General features: G+C 72.7%; 14 protein-coding genes. 6 read left to right on the top strand and 8 right to left on the bottom strand.

Annotation, left to right across the window (positions count from 1 at the left end; translation table 11 throughout):
• Positions 1-68 precede the first annotated feature (68 nt).
• A complete protein-coding gene (locus Pen02_RS26605) occupies positions 69-944 on the top strand; it encodes an alpha/beta fold hydrolase (protein ID WP_203868838.1) in 876 nt (291 codons plus the stop codon).
• A gap of 61 nt (positions 945-1,005) precedes the next feature.
• Here Pen02_RS26605 and Pen02_RS26610 read toward each other — a convergent pair whose 3' ends face one another.
• Complete coding sequence (locus Pen02_RS26610; protein WP_203868839.1) at positions 1,006-2,001, bottom strand: AraC family transcriptional regulator; 996 nt, start codon at positions 1,999-2,001, stop codon at positions 1,006-1,008.
• A 429-nt stretch (positions 2,002-2,430) separates the two neighbouring features.
• Here Pen02_RS26610 and Pen02_RS26615 point away from each other — a divergent pair, with 429 nt between their 5' ends.
• Positions 2,431-2,895 carry a hypothetical protein gene (locus Pen02_RS26615; protein WP_203868840.1) on the top strand — a complete coding sequence of 155 codons (465 nt, stop codon included), beginning with the start codon at positions 2,431-2,433 and terminating at the stop codon, positions 2,893-2,895.
• A gap of 181 nt (positions 2,896-3,076) precedes the next feature.
• Entirely contained in the window at positions 3,077-4,129 is a 1,053-nt protein-coding gene (locus Pen02_RS26620) for a right-handed parallel beta-helix repeat-containing protein (RefSeq protein WP_203868841.1), read from the top strand.
• Between the two features lie 75 nt (positions 4,130-4,204).
• On the opposite strand, the gene Pen02_RS26625 is transcribed toward Pen02_RS26620, so the two are convergent.
• Positions 4,205-5,617 (bottom strand): class II 3-deoxy-7-phosphoheptulonate synthase, encoded by a 1,413-nt coding sequence (locus Pen02_RS26625; protein WP_203868842.1) that lies wholly within the window; start codon positions 5,615-5,617, stop codon positions 4,205-4,207.
• 359 nt (positions 5,618-5,976) lie between these two features.
• Here Pen02_RS26625 and Pen02_RS26630 point away from each other — a divergent pair, with 359 nt between their 5' ends.
• The gene (locus tag Pen02_RS26630; RefSeq protein ID WP_203868843.1) at positions 5,977-7,491 is read left to right on the top strand and encodes an anthranilate synthase component I family protein; all 1,515 of its coding nucleotides are present in this window, start codon (positions 5,977-5,979) and stop codon (positions 7,489-7,491) included.
• A complete protein-coding gene (locus Pen02_RS26635; RefSeq protein WP_203868844.1) occupies positions 7,488-8,063 on the top strand; it encodes an anthranilate synthase component II in 576 nt (191 codons plus the stop codon). The genes Pen02_RS26630 and Pen02_RS26635 overlap by 4 nt, the downstream gene beginning before the upstream one ends.
• Positions 8,064-8,138: 75 nt before the next feature.
• Here Pen02_RS26635 and Pen02_RS26640 read toward each other — a convergent pair whose 3' ends face one another.
• Positions 8,139-9,635: an aminotransferase-like domain-containing protein gene (locus Pen02_RS26640; protein WP_203868845.1), complete on the bottom strand. Its 1,497-nt coding sequence runs from the start codon at positions 9,633-9,635 to the stop codon at positions 8,139-8,141.
• 50 nt (positions 9,636-9,685) lie between these two features.
• Here Pen02_RS26640 and trpD point away from each other — a divergent pair, with 50 nt between their 5' ends.
• The gene (trpD, locus tag Pen02_RS26645; protein ID WP_203868846.1) at positions 9,686-10,738 is read left to right on the top strand and encodes an anthranilate phosphoribosyltransferase; all 1,053 of its coding nucleotides are present in this window, start codon (positions 9,686-9,688) and stop codon (positions 10,736-10,738) included.
• Positions 10,739-10,865: 127 nt separating this feature from the next.
• Here the strand turns inward: trpD and trpC are convergent, their stop codons facing one another.
• The 5 genes from trpC to Pen02_RS26670 form a co-directional block, all read right to left on the bottom strand.
• Positions 10,866-11,687, bottom strand: a complete 822-nt coding sequence (gene trpC, locus Pen02_RS26650; RefSeq protein WP_203868847.1) for an indole-3-glycerol phosphate synthase TrpC — start codon at positions 11,685-11,687, stop codon at positions 10,866-10,868.
• Positions 11,684-12,319: a DsbA family oxidoreductase gene (locus tag Pen02_RS26655; protein ID WP_203868848.1), complete on the bottom strand. Its 636-nt coding sequence runs from the start codon at positions 12,317-12,319 to the stop codon at positions 11,684-11,686. The genes trpC and Pen02_RS26655 overlap by 4 nt, the downstream gene beginning before the upstream one ends.
• Positions 12,316-13,629: a flavin-dependent oxidoreductase gene (locus tag Pen02_RS26660; RefSeq protein ID WP_203868849.1), complete on the bottom strand. Its 1,314-nt coding sequence runs from the start codon at positions 13,627-13,629 to the stop codon at positions 12,316-12,318. Before Pen02_RS26660 ends, Pen02_RS26655 begins: the two co-directional genes overlap by 4 nt.
• Positions 13,617-14,825: a monodechloroaminopyrrolnitrin synthase PrnB family protein gene (locus Pen02_RS26665; protein WP_203868850.1), complete on the bottom strand. Its 1,209-nt coding sequence runs from the start codon at positions 14,823-14,825 to the stop codon at positions 13,617-13,619. Before Pen02_RS26665 ends, Pen02_RS26660 begins: the two co-directional genes overlap by 13 nt.
• Positions 14,826-14,955: 130 nt before the next feature.
• Complete coding sequence (locus Pen02_RS26670) at positions 14,956-16,671, bottom strand: beta-ketoacyl synthase N-terminal-like domain-containing protein (protein WP_203868851.1); 1,716 nt, start codon at positions 16,669-16,671, stop codon at positions 14,956-14,958.
• Positions 16,672-16,677: the final 6 nt, after the last annotated feature.

Genomic DNA, 16,677 nt, shown 5'->3' on the forward strand with positions numbered 1-16,677 from the left:
GCATCGCGCCCTGAGCCGTCACCGCCGATGACCTCGCCACCCGACGTAGGAGGAGGACGGAGGACGCGATGCAGGCAATCCAGAAGGTCCGCCATCGACAGGTCGACGTCGACGGTCTGGAGGTGTTCTACCGCGAGGCCGGGCATCCCGATCAGCCGACAGTACTGCTGCTGCACGGGTTCCCGAGTTCGTCGCACACCTTCCGCGAGGTCATGCCGACATTGGCGGACGTAGGCTACGTGATCGCGCCCGATCTTCCCGGCTTCGGCATGTCCTCGTCACCGACCGTCGACAAGTACGAGTACACCTTCGAGAACCTTTCGTGGACGGTCGAGAACCTCCTCGACCGGCTCGGGATCGAGCGCTTCTTCGTCTACCTGCACGACTTCGGCGCGCCGGTGGGATACCACCTGGCCACCCGCGCCCCGGACCGTGTCCGCGGCCTGATCGTGCAGAGCGGCAACGCGCACGAGGACGGCCTCGGCGAGCAGTGGAGCAGCGCGAAGGCGTACTGGGCCGACCCGACCGAGGACAGCCGGGCCGAGCTGCCCGACTGGTTGAACTTCGCCGGCACCCGTGACCAGTACCTCGCCGGGCTGCCCGAACGCCTGCGCGTGCTGCAACCACCCGAGTCGTGGCATCTCGACTGGGCGCGCATGAGTCGGCCCGGCAACATCGACGCGCAGTTCGCGCTGTTCACCGACTACGCCAACCACGTCGCCCGGTTCGGGAAGATCGCCGAGTACCACCGGGCACACCAGCCGCCCGCGCTCGTGCTGTGGGGACGCCGCGACCCGTACTTCGACGTCGACGAGGTTCTCGCCTACCACCGCGCCCTGGAGCGTATGGACGCGCACATCTACGACGGCGGGCACTTCCTGTTGGAGACGCACGGGGCCGAATGTGCCGAGCTGATGCGGGCGTTCGTGCTCGACAACGCGTGACCCCCGCACCATCACCTGCTGACGCCGACACCGACTCCGGCATCCGAGGAGTCAGGAGCTGTTACGGCGACTGCAACGTCGTCGGTCCAGGCTGGAACTGCTTCCGGCGGTAGACCGTCGGTGAGACGCCGTGGACGGAGCGGAAGGTGCGGCTGAAGGCCGCCGGATGGGCGAAACCCCACCGACGTCCGATCTCGTGGATCGGCGTGGTGCGCAGTACGGGGTCGACGAGATCGCGCCGTGCCCGCTCCAGGCGCTGCTCGCGGATCCAGGCCGCAACGGTGACGTCCTCCGTCTCGAACAGGCGGTGCAGGTAGCTCACCGAGATGTGGTGCGCAGCGGCGACCGCGCTGACGGTCAATTGCGGATCATGGAGATGCTGTTGGACGAACGCCCGGATCCGCAGCGTCAGACTCCGCCGATGGGTACCCGGAGGAAGCTCGTGCTCGGCGTCGAGCGCGTGGGCGAACAGCGCCGAGATCAGGTCGACCAACACCGTTCCCAGTCGGGGGCCGTCGGCCGGACGGTAACCGTCGGCGTTCGCGCTGAGCCGGGTGAGGAATCCCGCGAGTAGGGCGCCGAATCCGTCCCTGCCTGGCAGCCGCCGCGCCAGGAGCTTCTCCACCTTGCTCTCCGGCAGGGGCAGCAGGGCTTTGGGGATCTCCATCCCGATCCCGGCCAGCCGGTGGCCACCGACGAGGCCACAGTCGAAGGGCCGGGACATGTCGACGACGTACAGGTCGTGTCGGCGATGTACGCCGTGTTCGCCGTTCTGGTGGATGTCGAAGGTCCCGTTCAGGACGAGCGAGAGGTGGTACAGCTCGGGAGCGGATCGGCGGACCAGTCCCGGTGTCCGGCGGCAGCGGATCGGCTGCAGCGCCGTGGGCCACACCTGCGCGGCACCGAGTTGCAGGATCCGCGCCTTCGCCCGGTAGTCGGCGGCGTGGTCGCTCGTCATCACCATGGGTGCCGTCAGGTCGGCCAGGCGCTCGCACCAGACGCCGAACCGGTCCGCGACCGGCAGATCCTCGGTCCGGAACGCGGCGGCCTCGATCATCCCGTCTCCCGTCGCAGTGTGTGCCCTGGTCGATCCGTCCACAACCATCCTGGCGAGCCGCTTCAAGTAATTTCGTGACGCCGGCCATGGCCGACACCCGATTCGTCGGGCGCGGCGAGGTGGGCGGTCCGCTACGGCGCGGCGACCCTGCGTCGAAGGTACCCAATGTGGATGGTGGCGGCGAACGTGACCGACGGGTGGACGCATTGCCAAGAGGTTGTGTAGCGCTCGCCAACGACGGTCCCGCGAACCGATGACACGCTGGTGATCGCCGGTCGAATTCCGTCGATGCGGCAGTGATGGGTGCCGGTTTGGCATCCGGGTGAGGCAATAGGAGGGCAAGTGGGAGCGGCAATTCATGGTCAGGCGATCCGCGAGGCAGGGCGGCGTACGCGGACTCGATCGGCAGGCGGCAGGATCGGTGCGGCGATGGTGTCCGTGGCCGTCGCGCTCGGGCTGTTCGTCGCCTCGCCGCAAGCGGCCCAGGCCGAATCGGCGTGCAATCCGTCGTCCAAGACCTTCAACATCCCGAATGCCCTCGACGTGGAGGTGACCGTCCTGCTGTGCGTGCGGACGGCCAGTGGCGGGATGGTCTACGCCACCGGACTCGTCGAGTGGAACCGGGGCAACATCGGCAACATCTCCGACAACACGTTCGAGAACTTCATCCTCAACCTGCGGCTGGAGCGGGACGACGCGGACATCAGGGAGACCGCGTGCAACGTCCGTACCGCCATCAACAACTACCGCGACGGCCAACTGGGGTGCACGACGGCGCAGGCCGCGAAGGGCAAGACGACGACCTGGACGGCGGACGGCAACGTCGTTGCCAACATCGACAACGACGGTAACGGCAACTCGACCTGGAGCCTGGGGGGCAGCCCCCGGATCTGACCCCGGCGGCTGCACCACACCACGGGGCCAGGGCTCGGCCGGCAGGTCATACATACATGCATGCATACATGTCGGCCGAGATCGGGTGCGATCGCCTTGTCGGGCGGGTGCATCGGTGGTCATCGTGGTCTCGCCGACCCGTCGGGGTCGGCGATCGAAAGTGGTTCCAAAGGAGTTGGACATGCGCAGAATCTCCCTCGCGGCCGCCGGCATGGTGTGCGTCGCACTCGCGGGCGTACCGTCGGCGCTGCCCGCGACAGCCGCGCCCGTCGACCACGTCACCGTGTACGTGGACCCGGCGGCTGCCACCGGCGCCGGAGCGGCGGAGCGGCGTACCGGCCGGACAGCCGGCACCGCCGTGGCCTCGATCGAGGAGGCGCAGGACGTCCTGCGTACCCGGAACGTGAAGAACGCGAAGGTGCTCGTGCCCGGTGGCACCTACCAGGCGGCGTCGACCATCCAGGTGACCTGGTCGCCACCGGGTGGCCGGCTCACCCTCGGCACGATCGGCGCGGCGGCGGTGACCGTCGACTGCAGCACCTTCGACGACGGCAACGCCAACACCGAGTACGGGATGACGGTCACCGCCGACAACGTCACCGTCTCCAACTACGTCTTCCAGAACTGCCGCAACGGCGGGATCCGGGCCGCGGGTAGCTCGGGGAACCGGCTGATCGGGCTGGACGTCACCGGCAACACGTTCCGGCGGCTCGGCGGCAAGTTCCAGAGCGGACCCGGCAACGGGTACGGCGGGGTGCACGCCACGTACACCACCGGGCTCAACGTCGAGAACAACCTCTTCCAGAACCTGGAGAACAGCGAGAGTCCCGCCGCGATGCACGGGGTCTACGTCGCCAACTACGCGCAGGACACCGTGATCTACAACAACCGGTTCGAGCTGATCTCGGGCGACCCGGTGCGTACCCGGAACCGGTCGGACAACACCACCGTCGACCTCAACAAGTTCTGGCGGACCGGCTCCTACGCGATCTTCAGCGACTGGCGGTTCGACAGCGAGGGATGCAGCACCAACGGCCTGTTCGACCGGAACCAGGTCGGCACCACCTCGTACAACAGCGACAGGTGGAACGAGGACGCGCAGGGCAGCATCAACCCGGTCCGGGTCCGCCTCTGGGGGCACGACGCGGCGACCAACGCCAACCTCTACGGCTGCTCCAGCGACCCGATCGTCTTCGGCGGGAACAACGTCTACGTGACCAGCAAGCCCTGGTAGGACGACGCTGCTCCGGGCCGTGCGAGACCTGCGCGGCCCGGACGGGCGTCTACCGGGCGGCGACCCGGGGACCGGTCAGGCGGTGCCGGCCGGGTCGGACCGTCGGGCGGTGCCCCGGGGCCCACGGAACAGTTCGGCGGCCCGGAACGCGAGGTCGAGCGACTGCCCCCGGTTGAGCCTCGGGTCGCACGCCGACTCGTAGCGCCGGCCCAGGTCGTCCAGGGCCACCGCCGAGCCGCCACCGAGGCACTCCGCCACGTCGTCGCCGGTCAGTTCCACGTGCACACCGCCGGGATGGGTGCCCAGGCCGTGGTGCACCTCGAAGAACCCGGCGACCTCGTCCAGGATGTCGTCGAACTGCCGGGTCTTGTGCCCGCTCGGCGCCGTGATGGTGTTGCCGTGCATCGGGTCGCTCACCCACACCACCTCGGCCCCGGCGGCGGTGACCGCCTGCACCAGGCCGGGCAGCCGGTCCCGGATCCGTTTCGCACCCATCCGGACCACCAGGGTCAGCCGGCCGGGGACACGGTCCGGATCGAGCCGCTCGACGTACCCGAGGACCTCGTCGGCGCCGACCGAGGGGCCGAGCTTGACGGCCACCGGGTTGCGGACTCCGGCCAGGTACGCCACGTGCGCCCCGTCCAGCGCCCGGGTGCGTTCGCCGACCCACAGCAGGTGGCCGCTGCCGGCGTACCGCCCGCCGGTGCGCGGGTCGGTGCGGGTCAGCGCCGACTCGTAGTCCAGCAGCAGCCCCTCGTGACTGGTGAACAGTTCGACGGTGCGCAGGTCGGACAGGTCGACGTGGCAGACGTCCAGGAAACGCAGCGCCCGGTCGATCTCGTCGGCCAGCCGCTCGTACCGCTGACCGACCGGCGAGCGGGCGACGAAGTCCTGGTTCCAGGCGTGCACCTGCCGCAGGTCGGCGTACCCTCCGGCAACGAACGCCCGGATCAGCGCCAGCGTCGCCGCCGACGCCTGGTACGCCTGGTGCAGCCGCCCCGGGTCCGGTCGGCGTGCCTCCGGGGTGAACTCGACGCCGTTGACCGCGTCGCCCCGGTACACCGGCAGGGTCAGCCCGTCCCGGGTCTCCGTCGGCGCCGACCGGGGCTTGGCGAACTGTCCGGCCATCCGGCCGACCTTCACCACCGGCATCGACGCCGCGTAGCTGAAGACCACCGCCATCTGCAGCAGCGTCTCCAGTTTGCGGCGGACCGCCGCCGCCGAGGTGCCGGCGAAGGTCTCCGCACAGTCCCCGCCCTGGAGCAGGAACGCCCGCCCCCGGGCGACCTGCCCGAGCCGGTCGGTCAGCGTGTCGCATTCCTCGGGTGTCACCAGCGGAGGCAGCCCGGCCAACTGCCGGACCACCGCCCGCAACGCGGACGGGTCCGGCCAGTCGGGCTGCTGCGCCGCCGGTCGGTCCCGCCATTCGTCGCCGGCCCGCTCGTCGGGCGCACCGACGGCGGGTGGGGCAAGGAGGGCCTTGGTCATGGCAACCTTCCGTCTCTGCGAGCCGAGCCGCAGCGTCGGCGTGACTGTCTGGCGCCGGCGCACGCGACGTCGGTGGGCGTACCGCCGGGCGAAGATCGCGGCGTCGGTGTGCCTGTCCGGGAACCGGCCCGGGGGTCGGCATCGCTTCCGCCGCCGGCAGCGTAGGCGGCTCTCGGCGGGCTCCGTCAACCGCCGACCGAACCGGACGGTCGTCCGGGGTACCCGTGCTGAGCTGCTGGAACTTCGCTCCGGGCCGGGCAAGTGGACCGACCCGGCGGCGGTCAAGTGGTCTGCTGGATCGCCGGACCGGCCTGCTTTCCTGACACCGGTGTGCGAAACGACCCGACGCAGGGGGCCAGATGCTGACCGATGAGTCCTTCCACCCGTACGTCGTACCGCCGGACCCGGTGGACGAGGCGCCGACCATACCGGTCCGGGTGGTCAGCCGGGCTCTGCGCGGCCACGAACCGGTCCGGCTCTACGCCGAACTGGTCGACCGGTTCGGCCCGGACGAGGTGTTCCTGGTGGAGAGCCTGGCCGGCCCGGAGCGGGAGCGGCGCGGCGCGACCGTCGGCTGGGGCCGGCTCGCCGCCGTCCGGCTGTACGCCGACCGGGTGGAGCTGGACGGCGTACCCGCACTCCGCCCACGACTTGCCCGGCTCGCGGCCGACGCCGGTCTACGTCCCGCCGCCGGGCTGTGGTGGTTCGACCGGCCGGAGTCGGTGTGGGAACTGCTGCGCGGAGTACAGCGCCTCTTCGACGTCCGGACCGACCTGCCCGGAACCGGGTACGCGTTCGGCTTCCTGCTCACCGTCGGCTACGAGGCGGCCTGGCACATGGAGCGGTTGCCGGACCGCCGGGTCGGCGACGACTCCGGACCGGACCTCGAACTGGTGCTGTTCCAGCACGCGGCGGTCTTCGACGCCGGGGGAGGAGCCCGGCACCAGCATGCCGAGAGCGACCTCTTCCCGCCCGCCGAGCGGCTGCCCGACGGCACGGCCCCGGGGACCGGGGTGGACGCCGTGCCGGCGGCACCGGATCCGCTGGAGGTGACCGACAACGTCGACCGTGCCACCTTCCTGAACTGGGTGCGGCGGTGCCTGCGGCACATCGGGGTGGGTGACGTCTACCAGATCCAGGTGGGCCACCGGATCGACGTGCGGAGCGCGCTGACCCCGCTGGACGTGTACCGCCGACTCCGCTGGCGCAACCCCTCCCCGCACATGTACCTGGTCCCGCACGGCGGCCGTACGTTGATCGGGGCCAGCCCGGAGCTGCTGTTCCGGATCGAGGGAGAGACGGTGCTGATGCGGCCGATCGCCGGCACCACCCGGCGGGACGGCAGCCCGGCCGACGAGGAGCGGGTGCGGGCCCTGCGCGACAGCACCAAGGAGCAGGCCGAGCACATCATGCTGGTGGACCTCTGCCGCAACGACGTCAGCCGGGTCGCCAGCCCGCACAGCCTCGCCGTCGACCGGCTGATGACCGTGGAGACGTTCTCCCACGTCTTCCACCTTGTCTCCACCGTCTCGGCCCGGCTGGCTCCGGAGGCCGACGTCTGGAGCACCCTGCGGGCGACCTTCCCCGCCGGCACCATGACCGGCGCCCCGAAGGTCCGGGCGATGGAACTCATCGCCGAGACCGAGCACGACGAGCGCGGCATGTACGCCGGCGCGGTCGGCCTGGTCGACGCCCGGGGCTGGAGCGAACTCGCGCTCTGCATCCGGACGGTGATCTTCGACGGTGTCCGGTACTCCGCACAGAGTTCCGCCGGGGTGGTGGCGCTCTCCGAACCGGACGGGGAGTGGGCGGAGACGCTGGCGAAACTTGGTTCTGCCTACTGGGCCCTGACCGACCGGGAGCTTGTGCCGTGAACGTCCTGCTGGTCGACGCGTACGACAGCTTCGTGCACATCATCCGCCAGTACCTGCGCGACCTCGGGGTGGCGGTGGAGACCGTCCGGTCCGGTACGGTGCCGGCGCCGGACCTGCTGGCCCGGGCACCCGACGCGGTGGTGCTCGGCCCCGGGCCGGGCCATCCGGCCGAGTCCGGGCACATCGAGCTGGTCCGGCTCTTCGCCGGTCGGGCGCCGATCCTCGGCGTCTGCCTCGGCCACCAGGCGGTCGCCCTCGCCTTCGGCGGGCAGATCCGGATCGCCGACCGGCTCATGCACGGCCGCACCAGCCCGGTCCGGCACGACGGCCGGGGCGTCTTCCGGGGGCTGGCGCCGGAACTGGTGGCGACCCGGTACCACTCGCTGGTGGTCGAGGAGCCGGTGCCGGACCCGCTGGAGGTGACCGCGCACTCGGCCGACGACGGCTACGTGATGGGCCTGCGCCACCGGCACCTGCCGATCGAGGGAGTGCAGTTCCATCCGGAGAGCATCACCACGGCCGGTGGAATGCGGCTGCTGGCCAACTTCCTCGACGCGCCGGTACCGGTCTGAGCCGACCGGCGGTGGGCCGACCCTCGCCGCCCGGCGACAGCGGAGTGCCGGCCCGGCGGGACGGGGCGGCGTGGTTCACGCGGTACGTCGCAGCGGCGCTGCCCCGGGCTGCTCCCGCAGCGCCTCCTCGATGGCGCGCATGGCCTCGAAGAGACCGGACCGGGGCAGCCCGGCGTAGCCGACGACCAGCGCCGGGGCCTCCGGCGGTCGCCGGAAGGCGAAGTGCCGGGCGCCGAGGACGGAGACTCCCCGCCACCGGGCGGCGGTGACCAGACTGGCCTCGTCGACATGCCCGGGCAGCCGCAGGTACACGTTCGGGCCGGCGGTGCCGAGCAGCCGTGCCTGCGGGAGGTGCCGGTGCACCGCCTGGCGCAGCGCGGTGCGCCGGGCCCGCCACCGGTCGCGGGTCCGTCGGGTGTGCCGGTCGAACAGGCCGCTGCCGAGGAACTCGGCGAACGCCAACTGGGTCAGGTTGTCGGCGGCGAAATCCCACTCGGCCCCGACCTGGCGTACCGCCGGAAGCAGCCCGGGAGGTACGCACATCCAGCCCAGTCGCAGACTCGGTCCGAGTACGCCGCTGGCGGTGCCGGCGTAGGCCACCCGCAGCGGGTCGGCCCGTTGCAGGGCCAGGGGACGCCGTCCCGTCTCCAGCCACAGGTCGCCGTCGCGGTCGAGTTCGATCACCCAACCGTCGGTCTCCTGTGCCCACCGCAGCAGTCGGGCGCGTCGCTCCTCGCTCATCGTCACGCCGGTCGGGAAGTGGTGCCCGGGGTTGACCAGTACCGCCCGGACGTCGCTGCCGGCCAGTGCCCGGGCATCGGCGCCGTACCGGTCCACCGGCAGGGCGTACGTCCGCAGTCCGGCCCCGGCGAGGATCCGGCGGTGCCACGGGTCGCAGGGATCCTCCACCGCGACGGTGCCGTGGCCGAGCCGGCGCAGCGCGGTGGCCAGCAGCCGCAACGCCGCAGGATAGCCGGCGGTGACGACCGTACCCGCCGGCTCGACCCGGGCACCTGCCGTCCGCCCCAGGTAGCTGGCGAGTTCGGCGCGCAGCCCCGGCGCGCCGACCAGCAGCGGCCGGTCCAGGTCGGTCCGGCCGACGGCCCGGACGGCGCGCTGGTAGGCGGTCAGCCAGTCGCGGTGCGGAAAGTCGACCCCGATACCCGCGCACGGGCGGAGGTCCAGTCGGACGCCGCCGTCGAGCGGCGGATCGGTCGGGATGTCGGGGGGCGGGGAGACCGTCGGGGCCTGCGGCAGGTGCCGGGCCACCCGGGTGCCGGAGCCGCGTACCGCGTCCAGGTAGCCCTCCGCGATCAGCCGGTCGTACGCCTCCACCACCACGCTGCGCGAGACGCCGAGGTCGGTGGCGAGCTGGCGGCTCGACGGCAGCCGGGCGCCCGGGTGCAGGACACCCTCGACGACGTCCCGGCGGATCGCGTCGTGGATCTGCACGGTCAGCGGTCCGCCGCGCAGCCGGTCGACCCGGATGGAGAGCCACCAGGCCATCGGGTCACCCGCCGCCGGACCGGGGGCGAAGTGGACCGTTCCGGTGCGGCCCGGGTGGTCTGGCACCCCGGGTCCGCACCGTCGACAGTGGGCTACGGGACCTGAGGAGGAGCCGGATGGACACTGTGGACCGGAACTGGCCGGAACTGTTGACCACGCTGCTGCGCCGGGAGGATCTGGGCGCCGACGACACCGCCTGGGTGATGGACCAGGTGATGCGGGGCCGCGCGACGGACGCCTGCCTGGCCGGTTTCCTCGTCGCGCTGCGGGCCAAGGGCGTCACCGTACCCGAACTGACCGGCCTGCTGCGGGCGATGCGGGAGCACGCGCTGACCGTCGAGGTACCCGGCGACGCCGTCGACATCGTCGGCACCGGTGGGGACGGGGCGCACACCGTCAACATCTCGACGATGGCGGCGATCGTGGCGGCTGCCGCCGGGGTACGGGTGGTCAAGCACGGCAACCGCTCGGTCTCGTCCCGGTCCGGCTCGGCGGACCTGCTGGAACGTCTCGGCCTGCCGCTGCGGCTGACCCCGGCGCAGATCGCCGAGCTGGTCCAGGAGGTGGGCATCGCGTTCTGCTTCGCGCCGGTCTTCCATCCCGCGATGCGGCACGCCGCGCCGGTACGGCGGGAGCTGGGTACGCCGACCGTGTTCAACCTGCTCGGACCGCTGGCGAACCCCGCCGCGCCCAGCGGGTACGCGATCGGTGTGGCCGACCCCGAGGCGGCACCGCTGGTCGCCGGGGTGCTCGCCGAGCGGGGCGTGCCGGCCCTGGTGTTCCGGGGCGACGACGGGCTCGACGAGCTGACCGTCACCACCACCTCCCGGGTCTGGTCCGTGCACGCCGGACAGGTCCGGCAGGAGGTCTTCGACCCGCGCGACCTCGGCCTGCCGTACTCCCCGCTGGCGGCGTTGCGCACCGACGGGCCGGAGCACAGTGCCGAGGTGGCCCGCGAGGTGCTGGCCGGCGTGCGGGGCCCGGTACGGGACGCCGTCCTGCTCTCCGCCGCCGCCGGCATCGCGGTACGGCACCGGCCGGAGTTGCCGGTCACCGAGCGGCTGGCCGACGGGCTGGGCCGGGCGGCGGAGGCGATCGACTCCGGCCGGGGCGAGGCGCTGCTCCAGCGCTGGGTCGAGATCGCGGGCAAGCTCACCGCCGAGGAGTGAGCGGGCCGGCTCTCCCCGCCGCCGTGGCGGGACCGGGCCGGGGCGGACCGGCTCGGGGCCGGCGGCGTGCCGACCGGGGTGGCCCGGCCGGCACCGCGCCCGGCGAGTTTCCGGTGCAGCGGCGTCATCAGCGAGCCTCCGTCGCTGCGGCGGCGGCCAGTGCGGCCACCGCCGCCGCCGGGTCCGGGCTGGTCACCACGGCCTCGCCGACCAGCACCGCGTCCGCCCCGGCCGCCCGGTACGCCGCCGCGTCGGCCGGCCCGCGTATCCCCGACTCGGCGACCCGGACGACGTCCGGCGGTATCCCGGCCGCCAGGGCGGCGAACGCCGCCATGTCGATGCGCAGGGTCCGCAGGTCCCGGGCGTTGACGCCGACCAGCCGGGCGCCGGCCTCCACCGCCCGAGTCACCTCGGCCTGGTCGTGCGCCTCGACCAGCGCCGTCATGCCGAGCGAGTGCACCTGGCCGAGCAACGAGCGCAGGGTCGGCGCGTCCAGCGCGGCGACGATCAGCAGTACCAGGTCGGCGCCCAGCGCCCGGGCCTCCCACACCTGGTAGGGGTCGACCACGAAGTCCTTGCGCAGCACCGGAACCTCCACCGCCGTCCGGACCGCCGTCAGGTCGGCCGGGGAGCCGGCGAACCAGTTCGGCTCGGTCAGCACGCTGATCGCGGCGGCGCCACCGGCGACGTACCGGCCGGCGAGCGCCCCCGGATCCGGGATCGGGGCCAGCGGGCCCTTCGCCGGGCTGCGCCGCTTCACCTCCGCGATCACCCGCAACCCGTCGCCGCGCAGCGCGGGTAGCGCGTCCCGGGGTGGTGGCGCGGCGGCGGCCCGCGCCTCGACCTGGGAGAACGGTACGGTCGTCATCCGCAGGGCCAGCTCCCGCCGGACGTCGGCGACGATCCTGGCCAGCACGCTCTCCCCGCCGGGACGGGTGGTCACGGTCATCCCCGGTTCCCTTCCGACACCTGCCGCAGGGCCGTCAGCAGGCGGTCCCGGTCGTGTACGTCGGTCAGCCGCACCGTCCCGTCGAGGACGAAGTACGGCACCCGGGAGGTCTCCTCGCGGCCCCGGCGTACCAGTTCGCGGACCTCGGCCACCCCCTCGTCCCCATCGAGGAACCGGGACACCCGGGCCGGGTCCAGCCCGGCCCGCTCCGCCCGCTCGACCAGCACCTTCGGCGCGGAGATGTCGACGGCGTCGGTGAAGTAGCCGGCGAAGAGCAGCTCTTCCAACTCGCCCTGCACCGCACCGTCCGCCTCCCGCCCGGCCAGCCAGAGCAGGCGGTGCGCGGCCAGGGTGTTGACCGCGTACCCGGCGTCGTTGGCGAAGCGCATGCCGAGCCGCTCGCCGTGCCGGGTCACCTCGTCGCTCATCCGGCGCGCCACGTCGGCGCCGTACTTGCCGGCCAGCCAGTGCAGCATTGGCATCGGTTCGGCCGGCAGCTCCCCGTCGATCTGGTACGGGTGGCGGACGACCCGCACCCGTGGATCGGCGAGGTCGGTCAGAGCCGCCTCGAACTGCCGCTTGGCGATGTAGCACCAGGGGCAGGACACGTCCAGGTAGACGTCCACTCTCACCGGGGCACCTCCTCGCTCGGTGCCGGCACCCCGTACGAGGGCCGGCCGTTCACCGTCTGCACGTCGAAACCGGCGGTCCGGGCGTACCGCTGGGAGATCTCCGCCAGCTCCTCGGCCGGGACGACGTCGTGGATGTGCCGGAAGCCGTCCGGCGCCCGCTCTGCCGCCAGGTTGATCACAACCTCCGGGCCCATCTGCCGGTTATTGCGCTGCAATTCGGTGGTGACCGGCCGGCGGTCCCGCTCGTACGCCGCCAGCGCGGCGTCCAGCTCGTCCCCGACCCCGCCGGCCGGGGCCCGCCGGGCCAGCCCCGCCAGGTGGTACGCCAACACCCGTGCGTCCACGATGGACTGGGTGGCGCCGTTGGAGCCCATCGGGTACATCGCGTGCGCCGCGTCGCCGAGCAGGGTCACCGCGCCGAACGTCCAGCGGGGCAACGGTTCCCGGTCCACCATCGGGTACACCAGCGCCTCGTCGCCGCCGCGCACCAGCCCGGGCACGTCCAGCCAGTCGAACCGCAGGTCCGCGAAGTCCGGCAGGAACGTCTCCGGGTCCACCGGGCGGTTCCAGTCCGCCCGGTCCAGCCGCTCGTCGGTCCGGGCCGGCCGGGCCACCGCCCAGTTCACCAGGACCCGGCCGTCCGGACGCGGCGGGGTCATCGGGTACGCGACCACCCGGCGACCCAGGTCACCAGCGATGATCATCGTCCGTCCGTCGAGGAACGGTGGCGACCAGGTGGCGCCCCGCCAGACCAGCAGCCCGTTCCACGGCGGTGGCCCCTCCTCCGGATAGAGCGCGGCGCGGACCGCCGAGTGGATGCCGTCCGCCCCCACCACCAGGTCCGCGTCGCACCGGCTGCCGCCACCGGCCGCCGGATGCTCCAGCAGCACCTCGACCCGCCGGTCGGGGCGGGTCTGCGCGTCCCGGACCCGGGCGTCGGTCACCACCGCCGCCGGGCCGAGTCGTTCCCGCACCGCGTCGAGCAGCACCTGCTGGAGGCGGCCCCGGTGGATCGAGAACTGCGGCCAGCGGTAGCCGGCGCCCAACCCGCGCGGCTCGTTCCAGACCAGCGAGCCGAACCGGTCGTAGTACGACAACTCGCCGGTCGGTACGCAGAGGTCGGCCAGCCGGTCGGCCAGGCCCAGTTCGGCCAGTTCCCGTACGGCGTTGGGCAGGATGTTCAGCCCGACGCCGAGCGGCTCGATCCGGGGCGCCGCCTCCAGCACCCGGATCCGCTCGAAGCCCACCGTCCGCAGGCTCAGCGCCAGGGTCAGCCCGCCGATCCCGGCGCCGGCGATCAGGATATCCACGGCGTCCGCCCGTGCGTGCCGCGCTGGCGGGGCACCGTGGGGAACTCGCTGCCGTCCCCGCCGGTCCGGGGCCGGTTACCGGAGTGCGCGCCGGACCGCGACGGTGCCCGGTTCGGCGCGACCAGGCTGGCGTTGTGCCGGGTCAGGTCGATGATCTGGCGCAACAGGTCGACGCTGGCACCGCCGCTGCCGACCGGGTACAGCCGCACGTCGACCTCGTACGCCTGCCGGGCGATGCCGAGGTGCCGGCCACGGAACACGATCACCGTACGCAGTACCCGGGCCAACGCCTCCGCCGAGCGGCGCAGTGCCGGGCTCTCCTGCCCCGGCCTGGCCCCGGCCGACCCGCCGTACGCCTCGACCAGCCGGCTCACCAGTGAGCGTCGCCCGGTCCAGCGGTCGTAGTAGTCACGCCACCGGGGCAGGCTGTACGGGACCGAGTGCCGGATGAACTCCGTGTAGTCGCGGTCGCCCCGGTCGGAGGCCCAGACGACCTGGTCGGCCAACCAGAGCGGGACCTGTGCTGCGGCCGGCCCGAGCAGCACCCGGCCGTCGACGGTGATCTCCTCGAAGTACGGTCGCAGGTCGCGGGCGAAGAAGAGCGGGCTGACGTGCCGGACCACGAGGTCGATCGACTCCACCATCGCGCCGAGCCGGTCGTTGAGCCGGTCCGCGAGGTCCGCGAAGCGTGGCTCGGTCGGTTCGGTGTCGGAGAGGACGTCGCAGAGGTCCAGCGCGCCGCGCAGGTCGGGGAAGACGATCCGGACCGACTCCTGGAGGAAGTTCTCCTGGGGGTCGCCGAGGTACATCCGCTGCCGGTGCCCCGGTGGGTTCCACACCGTGTAGTGGTGCACGGTGTCCCGGGGCACCATGTCGGTGCGGCGGCCCAGTTCGTGCAGTACCGGTACCACGTCCGGCACCACGGTCGCCGGCTCGACCCCGTGCCGCTTCAGCGAGCCGAGGAACATGCCGAGGTCGCGCATGGCGGCGACACACTCGTCCATGGAGTACGTCGCCACCTCGTCGGTGCCGGGCACCAGGGCCCGTAGGGCGGCGGTGATCGCCGGTACGTCGGCATGCCGGTTCATGGCACGCAGGTGCTGGCAGGCCGCGTCGGCGGTCAACGGGTCGAGGGTGCGCACGTTCTCGATGCGCGCCAGGCTGGACAGGTCGGACAACAGGCTCGCAGACATCATCTCTTCCTCGTCGTTGTCGACGTACGGACGCAGGGCGGACGGACGCACGCCGTCGTTGGCGTGCGCCGTGGGTGCGTTCAGGGAAGTGCTGCCCTGTCGGGAAGGGGCGCGGTGGGAGGTCGGGCGGTGGTCAGGAAACGGGCACCGGGGTCGGAGGTGCGGCCACGTCGAGCCAGTGGGAACTCGTCCGCCAGGGGCGCAGCGGCAGGGACACCAGCCGGGCGGCGGGATCGACGCTCGGCCGGGCCGGCGGCGGGGCGCCGACGCCGGTCGGCCGCTCGCCGCGCAGGTGGTCGCGGAGCCGCCCGCCCAACTCGGCATGGCTGGTGCCGGAGACGGCGAGCTGGTGGGGATGGCGGACCCGCCGGTCGTTGGTGCTGTGGCAGATGTCCCGCAGTGCGGCCGTCCGGCCCGCGCCGCCCGGCTCGAGGAACACCGCGTACGCCTCGGCCAGTGCGCGCAGCCCGACCGGGTCGCGTGCGCTGAGCACCAGGGTGTGGGTCTGGCCCGGGACGGGCGCCGGGGTAGGCGGCCGGGGTGATGCCGAGGCCAGCACCAGGTGGGTGTTCGTGCCGGAGATGCTCTGCCCGTTGACCGCCGCGAGATGCCGGCCGTCCCGCCCGGGCAGCGGCCGGGAGGTGTCGGGCACCAGCAGCGGAACCCGGGCCCAGTCGACGTCGGGATGCGGGACGCGGTGGTGCAGGCTCGGCGGCACCGTGGCGTGTTCGAGGCAGAGCACGGTCTTGACGAGCCCGGCCAGCCCGGCCGCCGCCTCCGTGTGCCCGATGTTCGTCTTGATCGAGCCGACCAGGCAGGGGCGGCCGGCGGGACGGTCGGTGCCGAGTACCTCGGTGAGGGCGGCCAGCTCGACCTGGTCGATCCGGGTACCGGTACCGTGCGCCTCGACGTAGTCCACCTCGGAGGGTGCGATCCCGGCGGCCCGGTACGCGGCCCGCATCGCGGCGACCTGCCCGGTGACCGACGGCGCGGTGAGGCTGGGCTTGGCCCGACCGTCGTTGCTCACCCCGCTGCCCAGCAGCACCGCCCGGACCCGGTCACCGTCGGCCAGCGCCGCCGACAGCGGCTTGAGCACCGCCACCACGATCCCGTCGCTGCGGACGAAGCCGTCCGCGCCGGCGTCGCCGAACTTGCACCGCCCGTCGGCCGCCAGCACGCCGGCCTGGCCGAAGAGCACCGCCGGGGTGGGGCTGAGCACCAGGTTGACCCCGGCGACCAGGGCCAGGTCGGCGTCGCCCGCGCGCAGGCCCTGGGCGGCGAGGTGCACGGCGACCCCGGCGGAGGACTGGGCGCTGTCCACGGTCACGCTCGCGCCGCGCAGGTCGAAGGCGTACGACAGCCGCCCGGCCGTCATCGCGCGCTGCTGGCTGCCGGTCAGGGTCGGTAGGCCCAGTCCGGCCAGCCGGCCGGCCTGTAGGTCCCAGTAGTCGGTGTGGCTCTGTCCTACGTAGACGGCGGTGCGGCTGCCGGCGAGCCGGTCCGGCAGTTGACCGGCGTCCTCCAGCGCCTCCCAGGCGGTCATCAGCAGCAACCGCTGCTGTGGGTCGAGATGCGCCGCCTCGTCCGCCGGTACGCCGAAGAACTCGGCGTCGAACTCGGCGACCTGGTCGACGAAGCCACCCCAGCGGCTGTCCGTACGCCCCGGCGGCGCGGGCCGGGGTGCGTAGTACGCGTCGATGTCGAACCGGTCGGCGGGAACCTCGCGTACCGCGTCGATCGCCTCGGTCAGAAGTCGCCACAGCCGATCGGGCCCGTGTGCACCGGGAAGCCGACAGCCCAGGCCGATCACGGCGACGGGCTCTCCGGCGGGTGCCTCTGCTGAGCGCACGTGCTT

It is taken from the genome of Plantactinospora endophytica (assembly GCF_016862915.1).
Taxonomy (GTDB): Bacteria; Actinomycetota; Actinomycetes; order Mycobacteriales; family Micromonosporaceae; genus Plantactinospora; species Plantactinospora endophytica.